At 72.6% G+C, this 22,021-nt stretch carries 22 protein-coding genes and 1 riboswitch; of the genes, 8 read left to right on the top strand and 14 right to left on the bottom strand.

Translation table 11 applies throughout. The features are described 5' to 3' along the window. Positions 1 to 8: 8 nt before the first annotated feature. The 6 genes from BLW86_RS35950 to BLW86_RS35925 all read right to left on the bottom strand — a co-directional run bounded on the left by BLW86_RS35950 (position 9) and on the right by BLW86_RS35925 (position 7,059). Entirely contained in the window at positions 9 to 1,715 is a 1,707-nt protein-coding gene (locus BLW86_RS35950) for a class I adenylate-forming enzyme family protein (protein ID WP_093877889.1), read from the bottom strand. A gap of 404 nt (positions 1,716 to 2,119) precedes the next feature. Next, positions 2,120 to 3,496: a flavin monoamine oxidase family protein gene (locus BLW86_RS35945; protein ID WP_305633500.1), complete on the bottom strand. Its 1,377-nt coding sequence runs from the start codon at positions 3,494 to 3,496 to the stop codon at positions 2,120 to 2,122. Then, a complete protein-coding gene (locus BLW86_RS35940) occupies positions 3,493 to 3,771 on the bottom strand; it encodes an acyl carrier protein (protein WP_093877888.1) in 279 nt (92 codons plus the stop codon). The genes BLW86_RS35945 and BLW86_RS35940 overlap by 4 nt, the downstream gene beginning before the upstream one ends. Further along, a complete protein-coding gene (locus tag BLW86_RS35935; RefSeq protein WP_093877887.1) occupies positions 3,761 to 5,311 on the bottom strand; it encodes an AMP-binding protein in 1,551 nt (516 codons plus the stop codon). Before BLW86_RS35935 ends, BLW86_RS35940 begins: the two co-directional genes overlap by 11 nt. A gap of 549 nt (positions 5,312 to 5,860) precedes the next feature. Next, positions 5,861 to 6,487, bottom strand: a complete 627-nt coding sequence (locus BLW86_RS35930) for an SMI1/KNR4 family protein (protein ID WP_093877886.1) — start codon at positions 6,485 to 6,487, stop codon at positions 5,861 to 5,863. Between the two features lie 80 nt (positions 6,488 to 6,567). After that, positions 6,568 to 7,059 carry a hypothetical protein gene (locus BLW86_RS35925; RefSeq protein WP_093877885.1) on the bottom strand — a complete coding sequence of 164 codons (492 nt, stop codon included), beginning with the start codon at positions 7,057 to 7,059 and terminating at the stop codon, positions 6,568 to 6,570. 320 nt (positions 7,060 to 7,379) lie between these two features. On the opposite strand from BLW86_RS35925, the gene BLW86_RS35920 reads away from it, so the two are divergent. Then, on the top strand, positions 7,380 to 8,618 hold the full coding sequence (locus tag BLW86_RS35920) for an aromatic ring-hydroxylating oxygenase subunit alpha (RefSeq protein WP_093877884.1): 1,239 nt from the start codon (positions 7,380 to 7,382) through the stop codon (positions 8,616 to 8,618). A 141-nt stretch (positions 8,619 to 8,759) separates the two neighbouring features. Here the strand turns inward: BLW86_RS35920 and BLW86_RS41655 are convergent, their stop codons facing one another. The 3 genes from BLW86_RS41655 to BLW86_RS35905 form a co-directional block, all read right to left on the bottom strand. Next, positions 8,760 to 9,098: a hypothetical protein gene (locus tag BLW86_RS41655; RefSeq protein WP_143060313.1), complete on the bottom strand. Its 339-nt coding sequence runs from the start codon at positions 9,096 to 9,098 to the stop codon at positions 8,760 to 8,762. Continuing rightward, a complete protein-coding gene (locus BLW86_RS35910) occupies positions 9,053 to 9,358 on the bottom strand; it encodes a hypothetical protein (protein ID WP_093877882.1) in 306 nt (101 codons plus the stop codon). The genes BLW86_RS41655 and BLW86_RS35910 overlap by 46 nt, the downstream gene beginning before the upstream one ends. Before the next feature lie 184 nt (positions 9,359 to 9,542). Next, the gene (locus BLW86_RS35905) at positions 9,543 to 10,061 is read right to left on the bottom strand and encodes a hypothetical protein (protein WP_093877881.1); all 519 of its coding nucleotides are present in this window, start codon (positions 10,059 to 10,061) and stop codon (positions 9,543 to 9,545) included. A 190-nt stretch (positions 10,062 to 10,251) separates the two neighbouring features. On the opposite strand from BLW86_RS35905, the gene BLW86_RS35900 reads away from it, so the two are divergent. From BLW86_RS35900 to BLW86_RS35890, 3 genes are all read left to right on the top strand, one after another. After that, positions 10,252 to 10,812 (top strand): hemerythrin domain-containing protein, encoded by a 561-nt coding sequence (locus tag BLW86_RS35900; RefSeq protein WP_093877880.1) that lies wholly within the window; start codon positions 10,252 to 10,254, stop codon positions 10,810 to 10,812. 323 nt (positions 10,813 to 11,135) lie between these two features. Beyond that, the gene (locus BLW86_RS35895; protein ID WP_093877879.1) at positions 11,136 to 13,592 is read left to right on the top strand and encodes a molybdopterin oxidoreductase family protein; all 2,457 of its coding nucleotides are present in this window, start codon (positions 11,136 to 11,138) and stop codon (positions 13,590 to 13,592) included. Next, positions 13,589 to 14,083 carry a hypothetical protein gene (locus BLW86_RS35890; protein ID WP_093877878.1) on the top strand — a complete coding sequence of 165 codons (495 nt, stop codon included), beginning with the start codon at positions 13,589 to 13,591 and terminating at the stop codon, positions 14,081 to 14,083. The genes BLW86_RS35895 and BLW86_RS35890 overlap by 4 nt, the downstream gene beginning before the upstream one ends. Before the next feature lie 53 nt (positions 14,084 to 14,136). Here the strand turns inward: BLW86_RS35890 and BLW86_RS35885 are convergent, their stop codons facing one another. Then, positions 14,137 to 15,048: a UbiA family prenyltransferase gene (locus BLW86_RS35885; RefSeq protein WP_256341546.1), complete on the bottom strand. Its 912-nt coding sequence runs from the start codon at positions 15,046 to 15,048 to the stop codon at positions 14,137 to 14,139. A gap of 78 nt (positions 15,049 to 15,126) precedes the next feature. Between BLW86_RS35885 and BLW86_RS35880 the strand changes: the two genes are divergently transcribed. The 3 genes from BLW86_RS35880 to BLW86_RS35870 are packed head-to-tail and all read left to right on the top strand — an operon-like array spanning position 15,127 to position 17,820. Further along, on the top strand, positions 15,127 to 16,242 hold the full coding sequence (locus BLW86_RS35880) for a type III polyketide synthase (protein ID WP_093877877.1): 1,116 nt from the start codon (positions 15,127 to 15,129) through the stop codon (positions 16,240 to 16,242). A 13-nt stretch (positions 16,243 to 16,255) separates the two neighbouring features. Next, positions 16,256 to 16,792, top strand: a complete 537-nt coding sequence (locus BLW86_RS35875) for an isoprenylcysteine carboxyl methyltransferase family protein (RefSeq protein ID WP_093879057.1) — start codon at positions 16,256 to 16,258, stop codon at positions 16,790 to 16,792. Continuing rightward, the gene (locus BLW86_RS35870) at positions 16,789 to 17,820 is read left to right on the top strand and encodes an NAD(P)/FAD-dependent oxidoreductase (RefSeq protein ID WP_093877876.1); all 1,032 of its coding nucleotides are present in this window, start codon (positions 16,789 to 16,791) and stop codon (positions 17,818 to 17,820) included. Before BLW86_RS35875 ends, BLW86_RS35870 begins: the two co-directional genes overlap by 4 nt. Positions 17,821 to 17,829: 9 nt before the next feature. On the opposite strand, the gene BLW86_RS35865 is transcribed toward BLW86_RS35870, so the two are convergent. After that, the gene (locus BLW86_RS35865; protein ID WP_256341738.1) at positions 17,830 to 18,489 is read right to left on the bottom strand and encodes a YqjF family protein; all 660 of its coding nucleotides are present in this window, start codon (positions 18,487 to 18,489) and stop codon (positions 17,830 to 17,832) included. Positions 18,490 to 18,768: 279 nt separating this feature from the next. Then, positions 18,769 to 18,910, top strand: a riboswitch (SAM riboswitch). 195 nt (positions 18,911 to 19,105) lie between these two features. On the opposite strand from BLW86_RS35865, the gene BLW86_RS35860 reads away from it, so the two are divergent. Further along, positions 19,106 to 19,822, top strand: coding sequence for an IclR family transcriptional regulator (locus BLW86_RS35860; protein WP_093879056.1), 717 nt, complete (start codon positions 19,106 to 19,108; stop codon positions 19,820 to 19,822). 118 nt (positions 19,823 to 19,940) lie between these two features. Here the strand turns inward: BLW86_RS35860 and BLW86_RS35855 are convergent, their stop codons facing one another. The 3 genes from BLW86_RS35855 to BLW86_RS43530 form a co-directional block, all read right to left on the bottom strand. After that, the gene (locus tag BLW86_RS35855) at positions 19,941 to 20,309 is read right to left on the bottom strand and encodes a VOC family protein (protein ID WP_093877874.1); all 369 of its coding nucleotides are present in this window, start codon (positions 20,307 to 20,309) and stop codon (positions 19,941 to 19,943) included. A gap of 113 nt (positions 20,310 to 20,422) precedes the next feature. Then, a complete protein-coding gene (locus BLW86_RS35850) occupies positions 20,423 to 21,148 on the bottom strand; it encodes a DJ-1/PfpI family protein (RefSeq protein ID WP_093877873.1) in 726 nt (241 codons plus the stop codon). Next, positions 21,145 to 21,852 carry a hypothetical protein gene (locus tag BLW86_RS43530; RefSeq protein ID WP_256341545.1) on the bottom strand — a complete coding sequence of 236 codons (708 nt, stop codon included), beginning with the start codon at positions 21,850 to 21,852 and terminating at the stop codon, positions 21,145 to 21,147. The genes BLW86_RS35850 and BLW86_RS43530 overlap by 4 nt, the downstream gene beginning before the upstream one ends. Positions 21,853 to 22,021: the final 169 nt, after the last annotated feature.

The following is a 22,021-nucleotide window of genomic DNA, read 5'->3' as shown; positions in this document are numbered from 1 at the left end:
GGGCCCGCCTAACGGCCGGACAGCAGGGTGGCGAAACGGGTCCGGAGCTCTCGCTTGAGCACCTTTCCGGTGGGGCCGAGCGGGAAGTCCTCCGGTGTGCGCGCGATGCTCACCGCGGCCAGCGGCGTCAGCCCGGCGGCGACCAGGGCCTTGTTGGCCGCCTCCTGGACCTCCTCCGCGGTGCTCGCGGCGGCTTCCGCCTGCAACCGGACGACTGCGAGCGGGAGTTGACCTCGTCCGGGTCCGGCGGGAACGCCGATCACCGAGCAGTCCTGCACCAGCGTGGCGCAGTCGGCGAGCAGTACCTCCTCGATCGGCAGGCTGTACGCCGGACCGTCCGCGGTGTCGATGACGTCCACCGTACGGTCGAGGTGGTAGAACCGTCCCTCGGCGTCACGCCTGGCCACGTCGCCGGTGAGCCAGTAGCCGTTCCGTTCGAACGTGCTGGTGAGCCTGTCGTCGTTCCAGTATCCGGGGGTGCGGGAAGGCGTGATCACACCCAGCAGCCCCACCGTGCCGTCGGGGACCTCCTCGCCGTCCTCGTCGAGCACCGCGGCCTTCTCCACCACCTCCAGGGGTTTGCCGACACAGCGGTCGTCGCGCCCGCTCTCCGGCGTGGTCATCTGCCCGAACAGCGCCATGCCCATCTCGGACGAGCCCAGACCGTCGATGAACTGCGAGCCGGGCAGGGGCGGCTGCTCCTCCTTCTCCCTGGGCAGCAGCCAGGGCCTGACGAGGCCGGCGGGCCGCTCGCCGAGCTGCACCAGCCGACGGATGTGCCCGTAGTGGGCGCTGTCGCCGGTGTTGAACCAGGAGTGCACCTTCGCCGCGCCCTTGACCGGGAGTTCGCCGGTGGCCAGTTCCACGAAGGTGCGGGGGAAGGAGGCGACCATGGTGGGCTGGAAAGCCTCCATCACCGGCTCGACGACCGTACGCCGCCAGTCGGACATGACCACGGTCGGCAGGCCGAGCAGGGTGGCGGTGAGGAAGTAGCTGAGTCCGCCCGCGTGGGTGTGCGGCATCAGCGACATCAGCCGGTCGTCGTTCTCGGCGGGGAAGCGCACCATGCGCGGCTGCTTGCCGTCCCAGAACTGGCGGTGTGCCAGCTTGGTGGACTTCGGCGTCCCGGTGGTCCCGGAGGAGTGGATGAGCGCGACCACGTCGTCGGCGGCGTGCCGGTACGGGTAGACCTCGGGCAGCTCCGCGGACGCGGCGTCGAAGGCCTGGAGTTCGGCGGCCATGGCGATGAAGCGGGGACGGCGGTGAGGGGTCTCGCGGTAGGCGGCGGCCAGACGCGTGGGGTCGTCCGCGACCACTCCCACGACGCCCACGTGGTTCAGGTAGCGCACCATCACCTCGTGCGGCATGGCGTCGTTGACGAGGGCGGGGACGGCTCCCAGCGCGGCGAGCGCGAGGAAGTGGAGCAGGGGCTCCAGGCCTTCACGGACCACCACGCCGACCGGGTCGCCGGGCCGGACGCCGTTGGCCCAGTACCACTTGGCGTAGTGGTCGCGCAGGGCGGCGATGTCGAGCAGGCTGTGACCCCGCAGTTCGACCGCGCCCCGGTGGTCGACGCGGTGGGTGTAGGCGTACGGGACCGCGCGGTTCGGGTTGACGGCGATGGCGTGGTCGAGGAAGTTGCCGGCTCCGAGCGTGGGCTCGGTCATCAACCCCTGTCTGGCGGCGAGAGGGGCGATGGACGTGTGGTCGCTCATGAGGGTCTCCCGTCGGGCGTCGCCGGGACGGATCCTGGTGGGGCCGGGGCCCGGCGACTGTTCGAAGGCTTGCTGTTCTCGGCGGAACTTGTGGTTCGGCTGTCTTTCCGTGCGGTCGTGGGGTGCGGCGCACGGCCTGAGCGCGGGCGCGTCGTGACGCATTGCGATCGGCTCGTGGGAAGGAGGTCGGCGGATCCGGGCGGCGACGGCGCGACCACCGGCAGGGGGCGACCGGCGGCGGCTCGGAGGACGCGTGCATGCGGGGCCGGGACCCGGCAGGGGTGACGGGCGCCGGCGGAACGGGTTCCTGGCAGGCGGTTGCCGGAAGGGCGGAGGCGGACGGGGCGAGCGGTTCACCGGCGCGCGGTACGGTCCACGGCCGTAGCGCGGCCCGTACCGCGGCCCTACCGGCGGGCGAGGACCTCCGCTGCCACCCGGCGGCCGGAACGGATCGCCCCCTCCATCAGTCCGAAGAACTCGGTGCTGGTCTCCGTTCCGGCCCAGTGCACCCGCAGGTGGGGTGCCGTAAGACCCGGGCCGTGCCGCACCCAGTCGCCGGGCCCGAAGAGAGCGGCGTAACAGCCCTTGCTGTACACCTCGTTGACCCAGTCGGTCACGTGGAAGCCCACGGGTTCGGGAAGCATCGGGAACAGTCGGGCCGCCTGCTCGAACGCCGCCGAGCGCTGCTCCCGTGGATCGAGCGCCGCGAAGCGATGGGCCTCGGCGCCCGTGACGAAGCCGGTGAGGACGCCGACTCCCGCTCCCGCCGGCGAGTCGTCCACGGTGGACAACAGCGGTCCCTCGGCGTTCACCGACCACCCCGACAGACCGTGGTCCCGCCAGACCGGTGCCGGGTACACCAGGTGCACCTTGACCGCGCAGCCCCGCGCGGTGCGGTCACTCGCCCGGCGTGCCGGCGGCTCGGGCCGGTGGTCGACGGCGTCGGCCGGCAGGGGCGGCAGGGCCATGACCGCGACGTCGGCCCGGTACTCCCCCGTCGGGCTGCGGACGGTGACCCCCTCGTCGTCCTGGTGCACGGCGTGGACCGGCTCCCCGAGCCGCACCCTGGCCCCCAGCCGAGCGGCCAGCCGCTCGCACACCTGGTGGGCGCCCCCGTCGATCCGGTCCTGCTGGGCGCCGCCCTCGAAGGCGTTCAGGTAGCGCAGTCCACCGCCCGACCGCAGGTAGAAGGCCACGTGCAGGACGGACACCCTGGCCGGGTCGGCCGCCATCATCTCGCCCAGGAAGAGCGGGAAGAAGAGCCGGGCGTCCGGGTGCGTGAGGTGCTGTTCGGCCCATGCCTCGGCGGTCAGGGCGTCCAGCTCCTCGGCGCCCGGCGTGAGCCACGGGGCATCGGGGCGGACGGTCGCGGTGAGTTCGTCGAGCCTCTCGAAGAGGTCGCCGAGGGCCACGGCGTCGAGCGGCGGAAACCGGCCGTCCCGGGTGGTCTCCTCGGTCCCGAGGGCGAAGCGGCTGGCTCCCCGCATGACGGTGGGCGTCGTCTTGAGGTCCAGCTCGGCCATCAGGGAGTGGAGCTCCGTGTGCCGGTCCCCCAGGTAGGCGGCGCCCGCGTCCACCCACCCCCCGTCGGAGACCTGAAGTCCACGGGCCCGACCGCCCACCCGGTCGCGTGCTTCCAGTACGGTCACGTCGATCCCGGCGGCGGCGAGTTCGGTCGCGGCCGTCAGTCCGGCGAACCCGGCTCCGACCACCACGGCGCTGGTGACGCCTCCGGAACGTCTGGGAGCGCCGTCGGCCGGGGCCCCGTCGCGCGCGGTCACCGGGCGTCCGTGATCTTCTCGGCGAGCTGTTCGGGGGTCGGAGCACCGAGGAAGTCCTCGAAGGTCAGCTCCACCCCGTAGGAGCGGGCGATGGCGCTGAGCACCCGGGTCGCGACCAGCGAGTCGCCGCCGAGGAGGAAGAAGTCGGAGTCCGCCGAGACGTCCTCGGTCTCCAGAACGCGCCGGAACATCGCCACCACGCCCTCGGTGTCGGCACCGGCAGGGGAGCCGGCGGGCGAGTCCCCGGCGGCTGAGGCGGTGGTGTCAACGCTCATCAACGGTCTCCTTTGACCTGTTCACGGTTGCGTAACGGTGGTGCGAGGCTCTCCTGTCGACCTTGCCGCTCGTGGTCAGCACGAGGTGCGGGACGACGGTGATCCGGCTCGGCACGAGATGGGCGGGCACCCGCTCGCGCAGGTAGGCCCGCAGATCGCCGTCGAGGTGCCGCGTTTCGGTGTCCGGCCTGGGCACCACATAGGCGACGAGTGCGGCGCGGCCGACGCTGACGGCTCCGGTGACGGCCACCGCGTTCACCGCCGGGTGGCCGGCGAGGTGCGCCTCCACCTCGGCCGGATCGACACGGATGCCCCGGATCTTGATCTCGTCGTTCAGCCTGCCCTCGTGGGTGAGGAGGCCGTCCGGCGTCCTGCCGACCCGGTCTCCGGTGCGGAACCGGCGTTCGCCGCCCACGACCGCGTACGCCTCCTCGGTGGCCCGGGTCATGCCCAGATAGCCGAGGGCCACCGCCGGGCCGCCGATCAACAGTTCGTCCTGCTCTCCGATGTCCTCCACGACGTGGGCCAGGGGCCGGCCGATCGGCGCCCTGGTACCGCTCGCCCAGTCCCAGCCCGGGACCGGGGCGCCGGGTCCGTGCAGATCGACGGCGTGGGTGATCAGGGTGGTCTCGGTGCATCCGTAGGTGTTGACGAGGCGGATGCGAGCCGTGTCGAGGCGGCTCCAGTCGGCCAGTCGGGCGGGGCTGACGGCCTCCCCGCCGATCACCATCAGTCGGACGCAGTCCGGAAGTGCCGTCCCCTCCTCGGCGAGGTGGAGCACGAGCTCGTGCCAGAAGGCCGTGGGCAGGTCGAGGACACTGACGCGTTCGCGCTCGACCATCCGCAGGAACCGCGGGAAGGATCCCGAGTGCGCCTCGCGGTCGAACACCAGGGTGGCTCCGGCGGTCAGTGTCGGGAGGATCTCCTCCAGTGAGGTGTCCCAGTTGAGCGAGGCGAACTGGAGCACCCGGTCCTCCTCCGTGAGGGAGAAGAGGTCACGGAGCGAGCGCACGGAGACCGAAATGGCCCGGCGCGGTGTCACCACCGGCTTGGGTCGGCCGGTGGAGCCCGAGGTGAAGAGGATGTACGCCGGCGCTTCGGGGCTCATGTCCCGCCCGAGGCCACCGGTGGTCGCCGCCGTGACCCGCCCCGTCTCCTCCTGGCCTAATCGGATGACCGGCAGGCCGAGTCGGGGGGTGGGAGCCGCGTCGGTGTCGATGACCGCGCGGCAGTCGGCCGCGGACGCCATGTCCTGCTGCCGCGCCGGCGGAAAGGCCGGATCGACGGGACAGTAGACGCCTCCGGCCGCCAGTACGGCGAGCAGCGCGACAACGGTTTCCGGGGTGTGCGTCGCCGGCACGGCGATGGCTCCGTGCCGCGGCCCGAGCCGCCCCGCGAGGCCGTTCACGAGCTCGTGCAGCCGGCGGTACGTCACGACCCGCCCTTCATGGACGAGTGCCGCGCGCTCCGGGTCGCGAAGAGCGGCTTCCGTGAAGGCCTCGATGAGGTCCGGGGTGGTTCCAAGGGTCTCGCACTGCATCGACTTGATCGCCCCAAATAAGCTTGAAAGCGCCTGTCCGTGCCCGACGAACGGGGACTCTACCTGCGAACAGGTGTTGCCACAATGGGAGTTGTGGAGAATCGGATGATCTCTGTGAACGCGACGTGATGGCGCGTGCTCCAGCAGGTCAGAGCCCCTGCGAAGGTTCCGCTTCCGCTTCGGGGCGGGGGGCGTTACCGGAGGCGTCCCTACCGCGGAAGGCGGTGCCGGGCCCCTTCCCCAAGGGGCCGAAAGTGAAGGGTGGGTGACCGGGGTCCTCGAGACGTCGGCCTCCGGTCCGCACGGCGACCCGGTTGACCGCCTTCTCCCGGCAGGGTTCGGCAGAGGTGATCACGGTGCGGCGCCCATGAACGGCCTCGGGTCGCGCCGGGACTCGGTGACACCAAGGAGACGTCCCCTCAGCACCCTCCAGCGGAGGCCGAGCGTACGTTCCCCTTCGCTCCTCGGCGTCCTCAGCGCCCCTGCGGCCGGCGCTGCCGCCGACACCCCTCCCCACTCCTCGATGGCACCGGCCCTCCGCGGCGTCCGTCAGCGCGCTCTCGGGGCCGTGGCCCTCGGACCCCACGAAGCGCTCGCGACCGTCGGTGGGGAGGTGAGGCCCAGCGCGGGGTTGTCCTTGCCGTCCCGCATGTGGTCGAGCCAGCGTTCGTACCAGCTCAGGAAGTCCTGGGCCGAGGAGACGTTCGGGTGCCAGAAGCCGTCCGCGTTGCCGGTGACGACGCGGCCGGTGAGGGGTCCGGTCACGCCGATGAGACACAGGTCGGTGCAGCCCATCTCGACGATGTGGAGGAACCGGTCTCCTCGCAGCGCGTCCGGGTGGTCCACGTGGTGGAACCCCCTCGGACTGCCGTCGGAGGGCTGTCGATCCATGGTGAACAGCCTGCAGTCCTCCAGGGGCAGCAGGCCGTAGAAGGGGCCGGCGCCGCTGCCGCCGAGTTCGACGAGGAACTCTCGGTAGGCCACCGGCAAGGCGATGTGGCGTTCGTGCTCGAAGGCGTCCACCCGGGCGGGACCGACTCGCGGGCCGAGGCGGAACAAGTGGCGCTCGGCACCCATCGAGTGGCTGCGCTGCGCTTGGTAGGGCGCCTTCGCCAGCTTGGTCCGTATGCGGGATGTGCGGGATACGCGGGATACGCGGGATACGCGGGAGTCCATCGGAGGATCTCTTCTCTTGTCCGCCCGACACTCTACCGGCGCCTCCACAGAGCGGTCGCGAAGTCCGCGCCGCATGGCCCTCATCGCCTCCCGGTGTCCGCGGCCAGGGTCGGTGCTCCCTTGCGCAGGGTCGCCGCCGTGTGGCGCGGGATCGCGGCCAGACGCGGGACCTCCAGGGCTTCGGTCGGGCCGCTGATGGAGATGGCCGACGCCGAGCGCTTCCGCGTGTACGGGGCGCGCCCTGTCGGCTCGCACCCGCACAGGGAGAAATGAGAGCCGCCGACGAAGACACCACGTCGGACGACGCGCGGGATTCCGACCAGGACCCGCCCGGAGATCGCGGGGTCCCACGGGCCCGTCAGGCCCTCGATGTCGGCGAACTGGAACGGGCGCTGCGCAAGGCGGTCGACGGCGAGGTCCGTTTCGACAGCGGCTCGCCGCTCCGGCGCCGCCTGCTGCGTCTCTCGGCCTACGCCGCGCTCGGAGTGCGAGCCGTTCGGCGCCGAGCCGGCCGAGGACACGGTGGTCGCCGGCCTCGACCCGTCGGACGGGACGGGGCTGAGCCTCGTCATCCGCGGAGGGGCCCGGTCGCGCTCGACGGCACCACCGTCCCGCGGAGCGGCGAGGAAGCGCTGCCGCCGGCGGGACCCGGGAACCCTGAGGAAGCCCTGTCGCTGTTCCGCTCGAAGTGACCCGGCGACTCGACGAGGACCGGCGACGGTCACCCGCGCGGACCCTCCCTCGAGGCGTCGCCGAGGGCGGGAGGCCAGGATGGACGGTGCCGGGACCTCGTCTGTCGCTCGGCGGGCCGGTGCAGGCCGGCTCGACCGGACCATGCGCGCTGGAGTCCCGCGTGCCCGATGTCCCACCTGACGGAACAAAGGGAGTGCGTATGGCCGAGACGCAGCCTGGCGGCACCACGCCGCCCGTCCCCAGCGGCGACGGTGTCCAGCGCTCCTGGCGCACGACGCCGCGGTCCGCGGGCCTTCCCGACCTACGGCGCGTGGGCGTGAACCCGGACTACTGGTACCCGGTCGCGCTGTCGAGGAAGGTGCGCCGGGGGCGGGCGTACGCGACCGCGTTCGCCGGTGAGCGCATCGCGCTCTACCGCGGTGAGAGCGGCGCCGTACACGCCCTGGAGGACCGGTGCGCACACCGACAGGTCCCTCTGAGCATGGGCGTGGTGGAGGGCGAGACGCTCCGCTGCTGCTACCACGCCTGGGCCTACCGCGGTGACGGCCGCATCTCCCAGATCCCCTACCTCTCCAAAGGAGACAGCCGGCCGCCGCGCGGAGTGCGTGGCTACGCCGTTCGCGAGGCGTACGGCCTGGTCTTCGTCTTCCCCGGGGACCCGGAGAAGGCGGCGGAGACCGCGTTGCCGGAGCTGCCGGCACACGGTTCACCGAAGTACCGGACCATGACCTTCTCCCGGACCGTACGCTGCCACTACTCCTTCATGCACGAGAACCTGCTCGACATGAACCACCAGTTCCTCCACCGTGGCGTCGTGGGCAAGCTGCACCCGGAGCTCCTGAACCACCGGACCGACGGGCGGACGGTGGAAGCCCGGTACCTGTTCACGCACACCGGAGGGAAGCGGAACCGCAGCGCCGGCCTGCTGGCCGGTGAGGGCATCGGCGGCTCGGCCTCCAGCGATGTCATGACCATCCGCACGGAGTACCCGTACCAGACGCTCGACCTGGTTCCGGAGAGCGCCGACCACCCGGCCCTCCGGCTCTGGGCAGCGTACGTGCCCGAGGACGCCGAGCAGCGTACGTGCCGTGCCTATGGCCTGCTCATGATCGAGAAGCCCGGGATTCCCGCCGCCCTTCATGTGGCCTGGCCGTTCATCCGCCGTTTCACCGAGCGTGTCTTCGCAGAGGACCGGATGGCCGTCGAAGCGGAACAGAGGGCGTGGGACGAGCAGGGCGAGGACCGCAACCACGAGGTCTTCCCGGTGATCCTGGACGTCCGCGAGGTGCTGCGCACCCACGGCGTCCCCCTGCGGCCCCGGGCCACCCCCTGCGACCCCGCCGCCTGTGACGGCGCACTCCCCGGGCACACCCACCACCAGGGGGAAGGCGACGCCTTCCGGGGCCCGTGGCCTTCGACCGCCCGGCCAGGCGGGTGAAACCGCGCGTCGGCGTACGCCCATCGGCGCGACAGTCCCACCGAACTCCCGGGGCTGACTAGGGGTCGCGATGTGCCGTTGCGGGCCGCGGACTCGGGCTCGGGGCCCGCCACACCACTCATCGAGGCCGTACCGCCCGTGTCAGCGGCACCGGCCGTAGCGGGGACCGCCTACGACGAGTCCCCGCAGATCCGGGGTGGGGGTGTTGTCCTCGCACCTCAGGGGCCCCTCGACGGTGATGCCGCTCGGGCCGGTGCCACCCACGTTGGCCCCCGGGGTGACGGGGCCGGAGATCGAGCTGCCGTCGCACAGCACGACGGGTCCGACGGTGTCCCGCACGGTGAACCGGCCGTCGAGTCGTACGCCGCAGAGGGACGGGGCGAGCGCTCCTTCGGCGGAGAACGGTCCGGTGAACGCGGCGCGGACAACATGACCTACGCGTACGCGATCTGCAGCACGGACGGCATCGACCTCGAGCACGTCTCCACGGCGGTGCACTTCACCGAGGTCAGCGGCCCGAACACGGCCTCCACGGGACAGACGGCGACGGTCGGCTGCTCCCGTGGGGAAGGGCAGCTGGTCAGCGGGGGCGCCGCGATCAGCGGCGGCAACGTGACCACGACCGACTTCAGCAAAGCGACCTCGGGCGGCCCCCACCTCAACGGCAGCTTCCCGAGCGACGCCGCCGGCACCCCGGTCGGCGACGGGGGCGCCGACCCGTCGTACTGGACGGCAGCCACCCACAGCGGGGGTCGCCTTCCCAGGGCGGCTACTCCGACGTCTGGGCGCTCTGCCTGGACGTGCGGCACGGGCACAAGCGGTAGCCGCCCCGGAGCGGCACCTCCTGCTCCAGGATGTGCCGCTCGTCCGTCGTGCGGGAACGATCCGATGCCGCGGGGACGCGGCTCCGGAGCTTCCCGGCGGTCACGTCGGCAGGGCCGCCTGGAGGTGGTCCCGGAGTTCCGCCCCGTGGAGATCGGCTATCGGCGCCAGGACGTCGGGGTGGCGCAGGAGGGCCGCCGACCGGTGGTCCTCCTCCGTCGGGTCGGTCAGGCGACGGAAGGCCACCGGGGCGGTGTCGCCGCGCGCCGCGACCACCGCTTCGGCTGCGAGGGAGGCCAGGGCCGGGGAGCCCAGGAGGCAGGCGGCCCAGCTGGTCACGACCTCGTCGACCCAGGAGCGCCACGCTTCGGCGTCCTCCGGCGCAGCGGCATCCGCGCCGGTGATCCAGTCGAGACGGGACGCGCCTCCCGGCCCCGAGAAGACCACGAGTTCAGCGTCCAGCTCCGTGGGGTAACGCAGCAGTGCCGCCACCGTCACGGCCTGGCGGGCCTGGGCCTCCGCGAGACCGCGCTGCAACGCGCCGCGGGCAGGCGGGTAGGCCTGGACGAGCCACTGCGTCGTCGCCGCCACGATGGGGGAGAGAAAGTCGTCTGCGGGCACGGCTGACCGTCCGTACGGAGAAGGGGCGGGCGAAAACCCCAGCACGATAACCGGCACCCTGCACATCCGAAATGACGCAGGTCACGCGGCACGGAACGGCGACACGCTGACGGCCCGGGAATTACGACCTTTTCCCCTCCCCTCGCGCTTCATTGGAAGTCCACACCGGAGAACAGAAAAGGAGAGGGACATGGGACACGGTGGCGATGTCATCGCCGAGCTCACCGCCGATCACCAGGAAGTGGAGGAGCTGTTCGCCAAGATCCAGGGACTTCCTTCCGGGGACCCGCGCAAGAAGAACTACGCGGATCAGGCCACCATGGAGCTGGTGCGGCATTCGGTCGCGGAAGAGTCCTACCTCTACCCGGCGGTCCGGGAACACGTCCCCCAGGGCGACGCGCTGGCCGACCAGGAACTCCGGGAGCACGCCGAGGCCGAGCGCACGATGAAGGAACTGGAGGGCTGCGCCGCCGATGATCCGCGGTTCGACGAACTGATGATGCGGCTCATGAACGAAATCCGTTCCCATGTCGCCGACGAGGAGAACAACCTTTTCCCCCGGCTCCGCGAGGCGTGTTCTGCCGACATGCTGAATAAATTGGGGGACAAGGTGCGGCAGGCCAAGAAGATGGCGCCGACCCGTCCCCACCCCTCCGCTCCCGACACGCCCCCGGCCAACAAGCTCCTCGCCCCCGGCATGGGCCTCGTCGACCGGCTGCGGGATGCCATGACCGGGCGCGGCAAGGACTGAGGCGCCCGCGCCCCGGTCCCGCGGACCGCACCGGCGGGCTGTCGTCGCCTTGACGGCGGCGGCAGCCTCCGTGCATGCGGCAGCCTCCGTGCGTGCGGCAGCCTCCGTGTCGGGTGTCCGTGACAGCACGTGGTCCGTGCCGTCGGCGGACAGGCCGGCATCCGCCCGAGTGGGCCGACGGGGCCGGGCGCGGATGGCCGTCTCGGGCGGGCGCTGCGGGGGCCTCGGGCGGACGCCGCGGGGGTTTCGGGCGTCGCTTGGCCGGAGGATCCAGGGGTAGACGCACGCCACCGAAAGGCGAAAGGGAAAGGCGGAGGTGCCGGATGGAATCTCCGAGCGACCGCATCGCACGGCCCTGGGGTGGACGAACCGCCTACGGCGCCGGCGAGACATGGCCGGTCCGGGTGGACACGCACCTCGCCGACGGTGTCACAGCGGCCGATGTCCAGCAGTGGGTGCAGTCCGCGTCGGTGCTGCATTCGGACGGGGACGCGATGGACATCGCGGTGCGGGACGGCCGCATCGTCGGTGTCCGGGGGCGTGCGGTGGACCGGGTGAACCGGGGCCGGCTGGGGCCGAAGGACCTCTTCGGCTGGCAGGCCAACCACTCCGCCGACCGCCTGCGCAGCCCCTTGGTCCGGGAGGGCGGCCGCCTGGTCGAGTGCGACTGGGACACGGCCATGGGCCGCGTGGTGGACCGCTCCCGCGAGCTCCTCTCCGCCCACGGGCCGGGAGCGATCGGGTTCTACACCACCGGGCAGCTGTTCCTGGAGGAGTACTACACCCTGGCCGTTCTGGCCCGCGCCGGGATCGGCACCAACCACCTCGACGGCAACACCCGTCTGTGCACCGCCACCGCGGCCGAGGCGCTGAAGGAGTCGTTCGGCTGCGACGGCCAGCCCGGCTCGTACACGGATGTCGACCACGCGGACACTCTCGCCCTGTTCGGCCACAACGTGGCAGAGACGCAGCCGGTGCTGTGGATGCGGATGCTGGACCGGCTGGAAGGCGAGGCCCCGCCGCGGCTGCTGTGCGTGGACCCCCGCCCCACCGTGGTGGCCCGGCGCGCCGACGTCCACCTGGCGCCCCGCCTCGGAACCAACGTCGCCCTGCTCGACGCGCTCCTGCACGAGGTCATCCGGAACGACCGGATCGACCACGACTTCGTGGAGTCGCACACGGTGGGCTTCGAGGAACTCCGCAAGCAGGTCGCGGAGTGCACTCCCGCCTGGGCCGCGAACATCTGCGACGTGCCCGCCACGGCCATCGGCCGGGCCGCGGAGCTGCTGGGCGGCGCCGAGCGGCTCCTGTCCACGGTGCTGCAAGGCGTCTACCAGTCGCACCAGGCCACGGCGGCCGCCGTCCAGGTCAACAACCTGCACCTGATCCGCGGGATGCTGGGACGGCCGGGCTGCGGCGTCCTGCAGATGAACGGCCAGCCGACGGCCCAGAACACCCGCGAGACCGGCGCCGACGGCGACCTGCCGGGCTTCCGCAACTGGCAGAACGACCAGCACGTCGCCGACCTGGCCCGCGTCTGGAACGTCGACCCGTCGGCCATCCCCCACTACGCCCCGCCGACCCCGGCGATGCAGATCTTCCGCTACGCCGAACAGGGGTCGGTGCGCATGCTGTGGATCAGCGGCACCAATCCGGCCGTGTCCCTGCCGGAGCTCGCCCGCATCCGCGGCATCCTCGGGCAGGAGCGTCTCTTCACCGTCGTCCAGGACCTCTTCCTCACCGAGACCGCGCAGCTGGCCGACGTGGTCCTGCCGGCCGCGACGTGGGGCGAGAAGACCGGCACGTTCACCAACGCCGACCGCACCGTCCACCTCTCCGAGAAGGCGGTGGAGCCGCCCGGGACGAGCCGCCCCGACCTGGACATCTTCCTGGACTACGCACGGCGCATGGACTTCCGCGACCGCGACGACGGCCCGTTGATCAAGTGGAGCACGCCCGAGGAGGCGTTCGAGGCGTGGAAACGCTGCAGCGCCGGCCGGCCGTGCGACTACACGGGACTGACGTACGAGAAGCTGCGGGGCGGCAGCGGCATCCAGTGGCCCTGTCACGAGGACGCTCCCGACGGCACCGAGCGCCTCTACACCGAGGGCATCGGCTGGGCGCGTCCCGACGTCTGCGAGAGCTACGGCAAGGACCTGGTCACCGGCGCGTCCGTCGAGGTGGTCGAGTACCGGTCCCTCAACCCCGACGGCAAGGCGGTCATCAAGGCCGCCGAGTACCTCCCGCCGCACGAGGACACCAGCGAGGAGTACCCCCTCCAGCTGACCACCGGCCGCACCCTCTACCACTTCCACACCCGCACCAAGACCGGCCGGGTGCCGCAGCTCAACGCCGCGGCCCCGGAGGTGTGGGCGGAGCTGAGCCCCGCCGAGGCCGCCGCGCGGGACCTCCAGGAGGGGGACCTCGCCCGGATCTCCACGGCGCGGGGGTCGCTGCGGGCCCGCGTCCGGATCACCGACATCCGCGACGGGCTCGTCTTCGTGCCCTTCCACTACGGCTACTGGGACACCCCCGGAGGCCATGGCCCCGCCTCGCCTGCGGAAGGCCGGGCCGCCAACGAGACGACGATCACCGACTGGGACCCGGCCTCCAAACAGCCCCTGTTCAAGACGGCTGCGGCCCGCGTCGAACGCGTCGCACGAGGTGACGGCACACCGGCTCCCGCCCCGACCAACACCGCCTCCGCGCCGTCCGCGCCGGACGGCGTTCCGGCCACCGAGGGAGGACCGCGGGCCTACGCGACGGAGGAACGGCCATGAGCGGCACCACCCTCACCCTGCGCGCGCTCCATCACGGCGAACGCCACCTGGAGAAGGAACTCGTGGCCGTCGCGGACCGCCACCGCACGGAGCACGAGATCCACCACGTCGCCACCGATCTCGCCCGCTGGTCCGACGAGCACGCCGACCGCATCGCGGACGCGGCCCGGGCCTACGGACTCGACCTGAGGGGCGGCGCGGAGGAGAAGCCGGGCGAGGGCCCGCTCTCCACGGTGCGGGACAAGACCGCCGAATGGCTGGGGCGTCGACCGGAGCCCGGTCTTCTCCTCCTGCGCGACCTGCGCTCCCTCCACCTGGCGGCGGCCGAGAACTCCCTGTACTGGGAAATGCTCGCCCAGTACGCCCAGGCAACGAAGCAGGACCCGCTCCTGGCCCTGTCCTCCGACTGCCACCCGCGGACGCTGCGGCAGATGCGCTGGACCAACACCATGATCAAGGTGCTCTCACCGCAGATCCTCACCAGTCTCTGAGCTCGCGGTGAGCCGGTCGCCCGCGTCCACCGTGCGCGCCGGCCGCCCGTCGGTCACGGCCAGCCCTGGCCGGCGGGCGGCGCGCTTCCGGCCAGCACCAGGAGCACGGCGTCGAGGCCGGCCATGGCCAGCACGGCGACGAAGGGCACGCGTCCGCGCATCGGAGCAGGCGGCCCGGCCACCGCCACGAGGCAGAGCGCGAGGGTCACGCCGATCAGGCCCACCCCGGCCGGGGACACCCGGCCCGTCGGACCTGCCGTCAGCATCACGCAGGAAGCCAGCGCCAGGACCGCGGCCGACGCCACGGAGCCGCGCCGGCCCACTCTCTGGGGGAGCCCACGCACGCCGCCCGCGAGGTCGTCCTCGATGTCGGGCAGGACGTTGGCGAAGTGGGCACCGGTCCCCAGGAGCGCCGCCGCGGCGGTCAACCACAGGGGTGGCCACGGGCGGCCCGGAAGGGCCAGTGTCAGGAACGCGGGCAGCAGTCCGAAGGCGACGGCGTACGGCAGCCAGGAGAGGACCGTCCGTTTGAGCCACAGGTTGTACGTCCAGCCGGCGGCGACGCAGCCGAGGTGCACCGCGCCGGCCAGGAGCCCGCAGCCGAGCGACAGCGGGACGCAGACCAGCAGGGCCAGAAAGGCCGCCGTGCCCACCGTGCCCGGCCGTGCGGCCCCCGTGGCCAGGGGCTTGTCACGGCGTCCGGCGGCCCGGTCACGCCGTAGGTCCAGCCGGTCGTTGCACCAGCCGATCGACAACTGCCCCGCGGCGACCGCGGCGACCGCCCCGGCCGCCGGGGCGAAGTCCAGCCCGGACGCAGCGGCCAGCAGCGCCGCGAGGACCGTCACCGCCGCCGCCGGCATCGGGTGACTCGCCTTCAGCAGACCGACGACGACCGGGCGTTCCGTCGAGCCGGGAACGGCCGGGGTGGCGAGGCGGTGGGTTCCTTCGTCCGTGGTGGGGCGCACCGCACCACGCTAGGCGACGGCGCGCCCATGACCTCCGGGTTGAGGGTGTCGAGGCCTCACCGTCCCTATGTTGGAGCAATGACCCGCGTCCTCGCGGTGAGCACGGCTTTCCCGCCGCACCGCTACATGCAGCACGAGATCACCGAAGACCTCGTCTCCGGCCTGCCGCCCGGATCCGACAGGGGCCTCGTGCGCCGGCTGCACGCAGCGGCCGGCGTGGAGAGCCGTCATCTCGCCCTGCCCCTCGACCGTTACCGTGATCTCGGCACTTTCGGCGAGACCAACCGTCTCTTCGTCGAACTGGCCACCGCGCTGGGCGCCGAAGCCGTCGAGCGGGCCCTCCACGACGCCGACGTACGCCCGGAGGACGTCGACCTGGTCGTCTCGACGACCGTGACCGGCATCGCGACGCCTTCCCTGGAGGCCCGCCTCGCCGCGCGGATCGGCCTGCGGCCCGACGTCAGGCGCACGCCCCTGTTCGGGCTCGGGTGCTCCGCGGGCGCCGCCGGCCTGGCCCGCGTCCACGACTTCCTCGACGGCCGGCCGGGCAGCACCGCGCTCCTCCTCTCCACCGAACTGTGCTCGCTCACCTTGCAGCGCGCCGACATGTCGATGGCGAACCTGGTGGCGGGCGGTCTGTTCGGGGACGGAGCCGCCGCGCTCGTGGCCGTCGGCAGTGAGCGCTCCCCCGCGTCCTCACGTACGACATCAGGCCCCTCCGGGTCCTCCGTACGTACGACGTCAGGCCCGTCCGGGTCCTCCGTGCCGAGCGTCGTGGCGGCACGCAGCCGCCTGTACCCCGGGACCGAGCACCTGTTGGGGTGGGACGTCGGCGACTGGGGCTTCCGCATGGTCCTCGGGCCGGAACTCCCCGGACTCGTCAGGCTGCACGTGACCGAGGAGGTCGAGTCCTTCCTCGCCGTGCACGACCTCAAGCCCGGGGACGTGGGGGCATGGATCTGCCACCCCGGCGGCCCGAAGATCCTGGACGCGCTCGCCGAGGAGCTCGGCCTGCCGGACTCGGCCCTCGCGGCGAGCCGCCGCGCCCTGGCCGCTCACGGCAACCTGTCCTCCGCTTCGGTGCTGCAGATCCTGAAGGACACCCAGACCGACCGGCCGCCGCCCGGAACGATCGGCCTGATGCTCGCCTTCGGGCCCGGCTTCTCGTCCGAACTCGTCCTCCTGGCCTGGTGAGGGTGTCGTGGCCCTGACGCTGTACACCGTGTTGGTCCTGCTGGTCGTCGCCGAACGCTTCGCGGAACTCGCCGTGGCGCGACGCAACGGCGCCTGGAGCCGGGCCCGAGGCGCCCGCGAGTACGGCGCCGGGCACTACCCGGTCATGGTCGTCCTGCACGCGGCGCTCCTCCTCGGCTGCCTCGTCGAGCCCTGGGCGGCCGACCGGCCCTTCGTGCCGCTGCTCGGCGGGCCCGCCCTCGCCCTCACGCTGGCCGCCCAAGCCCTGCGATGGTGGTGCATCGGCACGCTCGGGCCCCGCTGGCACACCCGGGTGCTGATCGTCCCCGACCTCCCGCTCGTCGCCTCCGGCCCCTACCGCCACTTCCGGCACCCCAACTACGTCGCGGTCGTCGTCGAGGGCGCGGCCCTGCCCCTGGTGCACACCGCCTGGCTGACCGCCCTGGGCTTCTCGCTCCTGAACGCGGCCCTGCTCACCGTCCGTATCCGCTGCGAGAACACCGCGCTGGCGCCTTCGCACGCCCTCTCCCCCACCGGTGCCGCGTCATGATCGACCTCCTCGTCGTCGGCGGCGGCCCGGCGGGCCTGGCCACCGCGATCCACGGAGCGCGACGAGGCTTCGACGTCATGGTCGCCGAGCCACGGCCGGCGCCGATCGACAAGGCCTGCGGAGAGGGGTTGATGCCCTCGGCGGTGCACGCCTTGAGAGCCCTCGACGTGCATGTGCCCGGCCCACGCCTTCGAGGCATCCGCTATGTCGACGCCGTCGGCGACCGAAGCGCCGAAGCCCGGTTCCGCACCGGGTCCGGTCTCGGCGTACGCCGGACCGTGCTGCACGAGGCGCTCGCCGCCCGGGCCGCCCAGCTGGGTGTTCCGGTCGTCCCGCACCGCATCCGCCAGGTGACCCAGTCCGACGCGTACGTGACCGCCGACGGGATCACCGCCCGCTATCTCGTGGCGGCCGACGGACTGCACTCCCCCACCCGGCGCGCGCTCGGCCTGACCGTACGGCCGGCCGCCGGCCGACGACACACGCCCCGGTACGGACTGCGGCGCCACTACGCCGTCGAGCCGTGGACCGACCTGGTCGAGGTGCACTGGTCCGCCGACTGCGAGGCGTACGTCACTCCGCTCGGACCGCGGCAGGTCGGCGTCGCCATCCTCACCTCACGCCAACTGCCCTTCGACGACCAGCTGATGCGCTTCCCCCGCTTGGCCGCCCGTCTGCGCACGGGCGGCAGGACACCGGTCAGGGGCGCCGGCCCGCTCCGCCAGCAGGCCCGTTCCCGGGTGGCCGGCCGAGTGCTGTTCGTCGGCGACGCCGCCGGGTACGTCGACGCGCTGACCGGCGAGGGCCTCACCCTCGCCCTGACGGCGGCGGACACCCTCGTACGCTGCCTCCGCGAGGGCCGCCCGCAGGCGTACGAACAGGCCTGGTGGCGTCTGTCCCGCAGCTACCGCCTCCTGACGAGGTCCCTGCTCTGGGTCCGGAACCAGCCACCACTGGCCCCCCTGATCATGCCGACGGCCGCCCGGTTCCCCGGCCTGTTCCAGAGCGCCGTGAACCTGCTCGCCTGACCGTCACCGTCAGAGCACCGGACGAGGAGGACCGAGGCGAACGGGACCGACCCCCGGGGACACGTGCACCAGCGGCGAGGGTTCCGGATCGGGAAGACCCGCGCTCCGGGTGAGCGTCTGCTCCAACTCCCTGACCGTCCCCCGCCTCAGCGCCCAGGGCTCATGGTCCACCGGGGTGAGCCACAGGAGGCCCGCACGCCGAGAGAAGGCGACCCACCTCGACGTGAGCCACTCGTCGAGGGGCGACTTCTCCTCGACCGGCGCGCCCGCACGGACCCCCAGCCGATATCCGACGCCCTCCGCGCCCCGGCGCCGCCCGCCGTAGAACGTGTCGGCGCCGCGCTCACGCACCGTCAGGTCCGCCGACCGGTAGCGCACCCCGAGCGCCCGCCCGGCCAGCAGGTAGGGCGCGGTGACGTCGAGGGAGAAGAACCACAGCCCTCTGCGTCCGTCCGGTAGCCGTACGTACGTCCGCAGGTTCGTCTCGGGAAAGGCGGCGGGAGGCAGCGGCACGACCCCCAGGCCGCGGACGGACGACATCATGAACGGCGTCAGACTGACCCAGGCCCGGTCCTCGAACCGATCCACGAGCAACCCCCTGGGCAGCAGGCGCTGAACGACCTCGGCCTCGTACCTCCAGTGCACCATCGTGAGCCGCTCCCACCGCACGCTCAGCAACGGGAAGGCGACGGACCCGGGGACTCCTCGGGGCGGCGTCCTCGTCAACACCTTCTCCAAAGCTCGCGGACCGGTCCTGCCGACGGGCTCGGCCACCGGCGAGCGCCACACCAACCCTGTGACCGCCCGTCCATCCTGTGGGTTGCCGCGCGACCGCCGCGGCAGCGACACGACCCGAGGGCGATCGCGGACCTCGGGTGGAGGACCTTCGCCCCGCATGGCCGGAAAGCCGTTGGCAGGTCGCCCCGGGAGTCTTGTATGGTTCCTCGCGAATCATCCAGAGGGGTGGAGGGACCGGCCCTACGAAGCCCCGGCAACTCCCCGGTCGACTCGGCGCTCGACGTTCGCGCCGCGCCGTCGGGATCAGTGCCAACTCCGGCCCGCGCCAACGTGGCGCGGGAAAAGATGAGGAGACACGGTGCTCTCTGTGCTGTCTTTCGCCCACGCTCTGTCCACGCCGGGCTTTCCCCGTACTCGTCTCGTGACCACCGCGGTGTACCGGCCGACCTCTTCGGCCCTTTCCCGCTGACCACCCCTGCCCTTCCCTGGGCGAGGTCTCCGCGGTGCATGGCTCGCGGACGAGACTGGAGTACCCCTTTTCGTGAACATGTCCGATATTTCCAGTGGTGTTGGTGTCCTCGACAAGGCCGCGGTGATCCTCGGTGCGCTGGCGTCGGGTCCGGCCACTCTGGCCGAGCTGGTCGCCGCCACCGGCCTGGCGCGGCCCACGACCCACCGGCTCGCCACCGCGCTCGAACGCCACCGCATGGTCGCCAGGGACCTGCGGGGCCGCTTCGTCCTCGGCCCTCGACTCGCCGAGCTCTCTGCCGTCGCGGGCGAGGACTGCCTGCTGGTCGCGGCCGGCCCGGTCCTCACCTCGCTGCGGGACACCACCGGCGAGAGCACGCAGCTCTACCGCCGCCAGGGTGAGGTGCGCGTCTGCGTCGCCGCCGCCGAACGGGCCACCGGCCTGCGCGACATCGTGCCCGTCGGCTCCGCACTCCCCATGAAGATGGGCTCCGCCGCCCAGGTCCTGCTCGCCTGGGAGGACCCCGAGCGCTATCACCACGGTCTGCAGGGGGCTCGCTTCACGGCCACCGCTCTCAGTGGCGTACGCCGCCGAGGCTGGGCCCAGTCGATCGGCGAACGCGAACCGGGGATGGCCTCCGTCTCGGCGCCGGTGCGCGATCCGGCCCATCGTGTCGTGGCCGCCCTCACGGTCACCGGCCCGATCCAACGCCTCACCCGTCACCCCGGCGCCCGGCTCGCGAAGGCCGCCGTCGACGCGGCCGACCGCCTCACCGACGCCATCCGCCACTCCTGACCGTGGCGCCTTCGGTGGAAGGCCGAGGCAGTCGTAGAGGTGGTGAAGGCTTACGTGTCGACAGCGGCCCTCCGCGCCCGGCGCGATGGCCGAGCGCGACGGGCAGTGAGGTACGGCGTCACCGGGCCGGGATCGGCTGGGTGAGGTTCACCGGGTTGCCGTCGGGGTCCTGGATGTGGGCGACGCGCTGCCCCCACGGCATGTCGTTGGCGCCGCCGCGGACCGAGCCGCCCAGCGCCGCCACCCGGCCGAGCGTCTCGTCGACGTCGTCGACACCGATACTGAGCAGGATCCGCGGCGCCTCCCGGTCCCCCGGGTCCGCCTTGGCCACCAGCCCGAGGTCGGTGTCGCCGATGCGCAGGCCGAGGTAGAAGACCGGGCCTTCCTCCGGCACCCGGAAGATCTCCTCGGCGCCGAACAATTCCGTGTAGAAGGCGAGCAGGACGTCTGTGTCGGCAGTGAGGATCACCGGCTGGATGGTGGACATGGCACTCCTGTCGAGAACGGTCGTGTCACTGGGTGGACCGTTCGGGGACGGTGAACTCATCGGCAGGGAAGAAACCGTGCCGACCCGGCTCGGTGGACGCGGCCGGACCTGCCTCAGCGGCCCGGGGGTGGGCTCCAGACGGTGCCCCGGGCCTCGTACTCCAGCATCTCCTCCAGGTTCGTCGCCGGGTCCGCGCCCAGTTCGCGGCGGACCAGCCAGAGCGCGAGTTCCAGGCCGGAGGTGATGCCGCCGGCGGTGACGAGGTCGCCGTCGTCGACGACGCGGGCGTTCTTCACCAGGCCGCCCTGCTGTGCGAGGTCGGGCTTGGCCTTGTGGTGGGTGGTGCACGGGCGGCCCTTGGTGAGGCCTGCGGCCGAGAGGAGCATGACGCCGGTGCACAGGGCGCTGATCGTGAGCCCGGGCCGGCCGGCGGCCGCGAGCGCGCGGGGCAGGGTGCCGCGGTCGGTCTCGGCCCACACGCCGGGGCTGTCTCGGCGGGCGTAGCCGCCGCCCGGGACGACGAGCAGGTCCGCCTCCTCGGGGGCCCAGGGACGGATGCCGCGCACGACCGTGCCGTAGGCCGCGGTGACGGCACGGGCGCCGGTGGCGGAGACGTACCGGACCTCGACCGGGCGCGGGGTGAAGAACCCGGCACCGGAGAAGACCTCGTACGGGGCGGCGAAGTCGAGCTCCTCCACTCCGTCGAACATCGCGATGTGGATGCGCAGCGGGCGGGTCGGGTCCGGTGCGGCTCCGGACGCGGGAGAGGCCGCCGTGGCAGCCAGTGCGCCCGTGGCGCCGAGGGCGGTGGTGGCGCGGAGTAATGTCCTGCGGTTCATGCGGTGCTCCTGTTCCTGGAGTGACGGCATGAGAGGGGTCGGGCGGCTGTGGTCTGCGGTTCCCGCCTGTTTCCGGGAACTCGGCGCCCCGTCCGTCCGACTCCTTCACCGCACGAGCACGGCGGCACGGAGACGCTGAAGGGCACGGGATGGACGGACTGGACGTACGGATGCGGGCTGTCGCGTGCCGGCACGGCCGTACCGAGGCGGTCGCCGAGGTCGAGTCGGAGAGCGCCGCCGGCGAGCAGGCCGTCCGCGGCTGCCAGGAGCAGCCGGGCCTCGTCCCGGGGCCGGCCGGGCGCGGGGTCGTTCTCCGCCGCCCAGGTCCCGCGCCTCTCGTCCCGGCGCCACGCCGGACAGGGCCGCCTTCTTTCCTCCCCCGACAAGCACGGGCCGAGGTGACGGTGCAGGTGCGCGGCTGCGGCCGCTCGCCCTTCCGGTCCGGCGGCCCCCAGAAGGGATACGAGGCCGGGGACGCCGTCGGCGCGGGCCCGCAGCCGTGGCCCGCCCGGGGCCGCGCCCCACGGGACCAGGCCGAGTGCCGGATCCCACGCGGCGAGCGCGGTCCTCGCCGCGCGCTCGCGCAGGGCGGTGGCCACGTCGTCCTCGGTGGCCAGGGCCGCCCCGTACCAGAGGCTGAGGCCGCGGGTGGCGGTGTCGGCCTCCGCCCAGGGGGCGACCCGGGCGGCGGCCACGAGCAGCACGGCGGCGGTACCGAACCCGACCGTGGCCGTCAGGCCGAGCGGCGTCTCCGGCAGGCCGAAGTCGCCGCCCCACGCATGGACTTCACGTGGTCCTCCTTCCGCGCGACGACGGGTCCTTCCGCCGTCGACGGGCAGAAGTCGTCGCGAGCGGCCGGGAGTTGCCGGGGCG

Source organism: Streptomyces sp. TLI_105, from assembly GCF_900105415.1.
Classification (GTDB): domain Bacteria; phylum Actinomycetota; class Actinomycetes; order Streptomycetales; family Streptomycetaceae; genus Streptomyces.
This window is presented reverse-complemented; position numbering and strand designations above follow the sequence as displayed.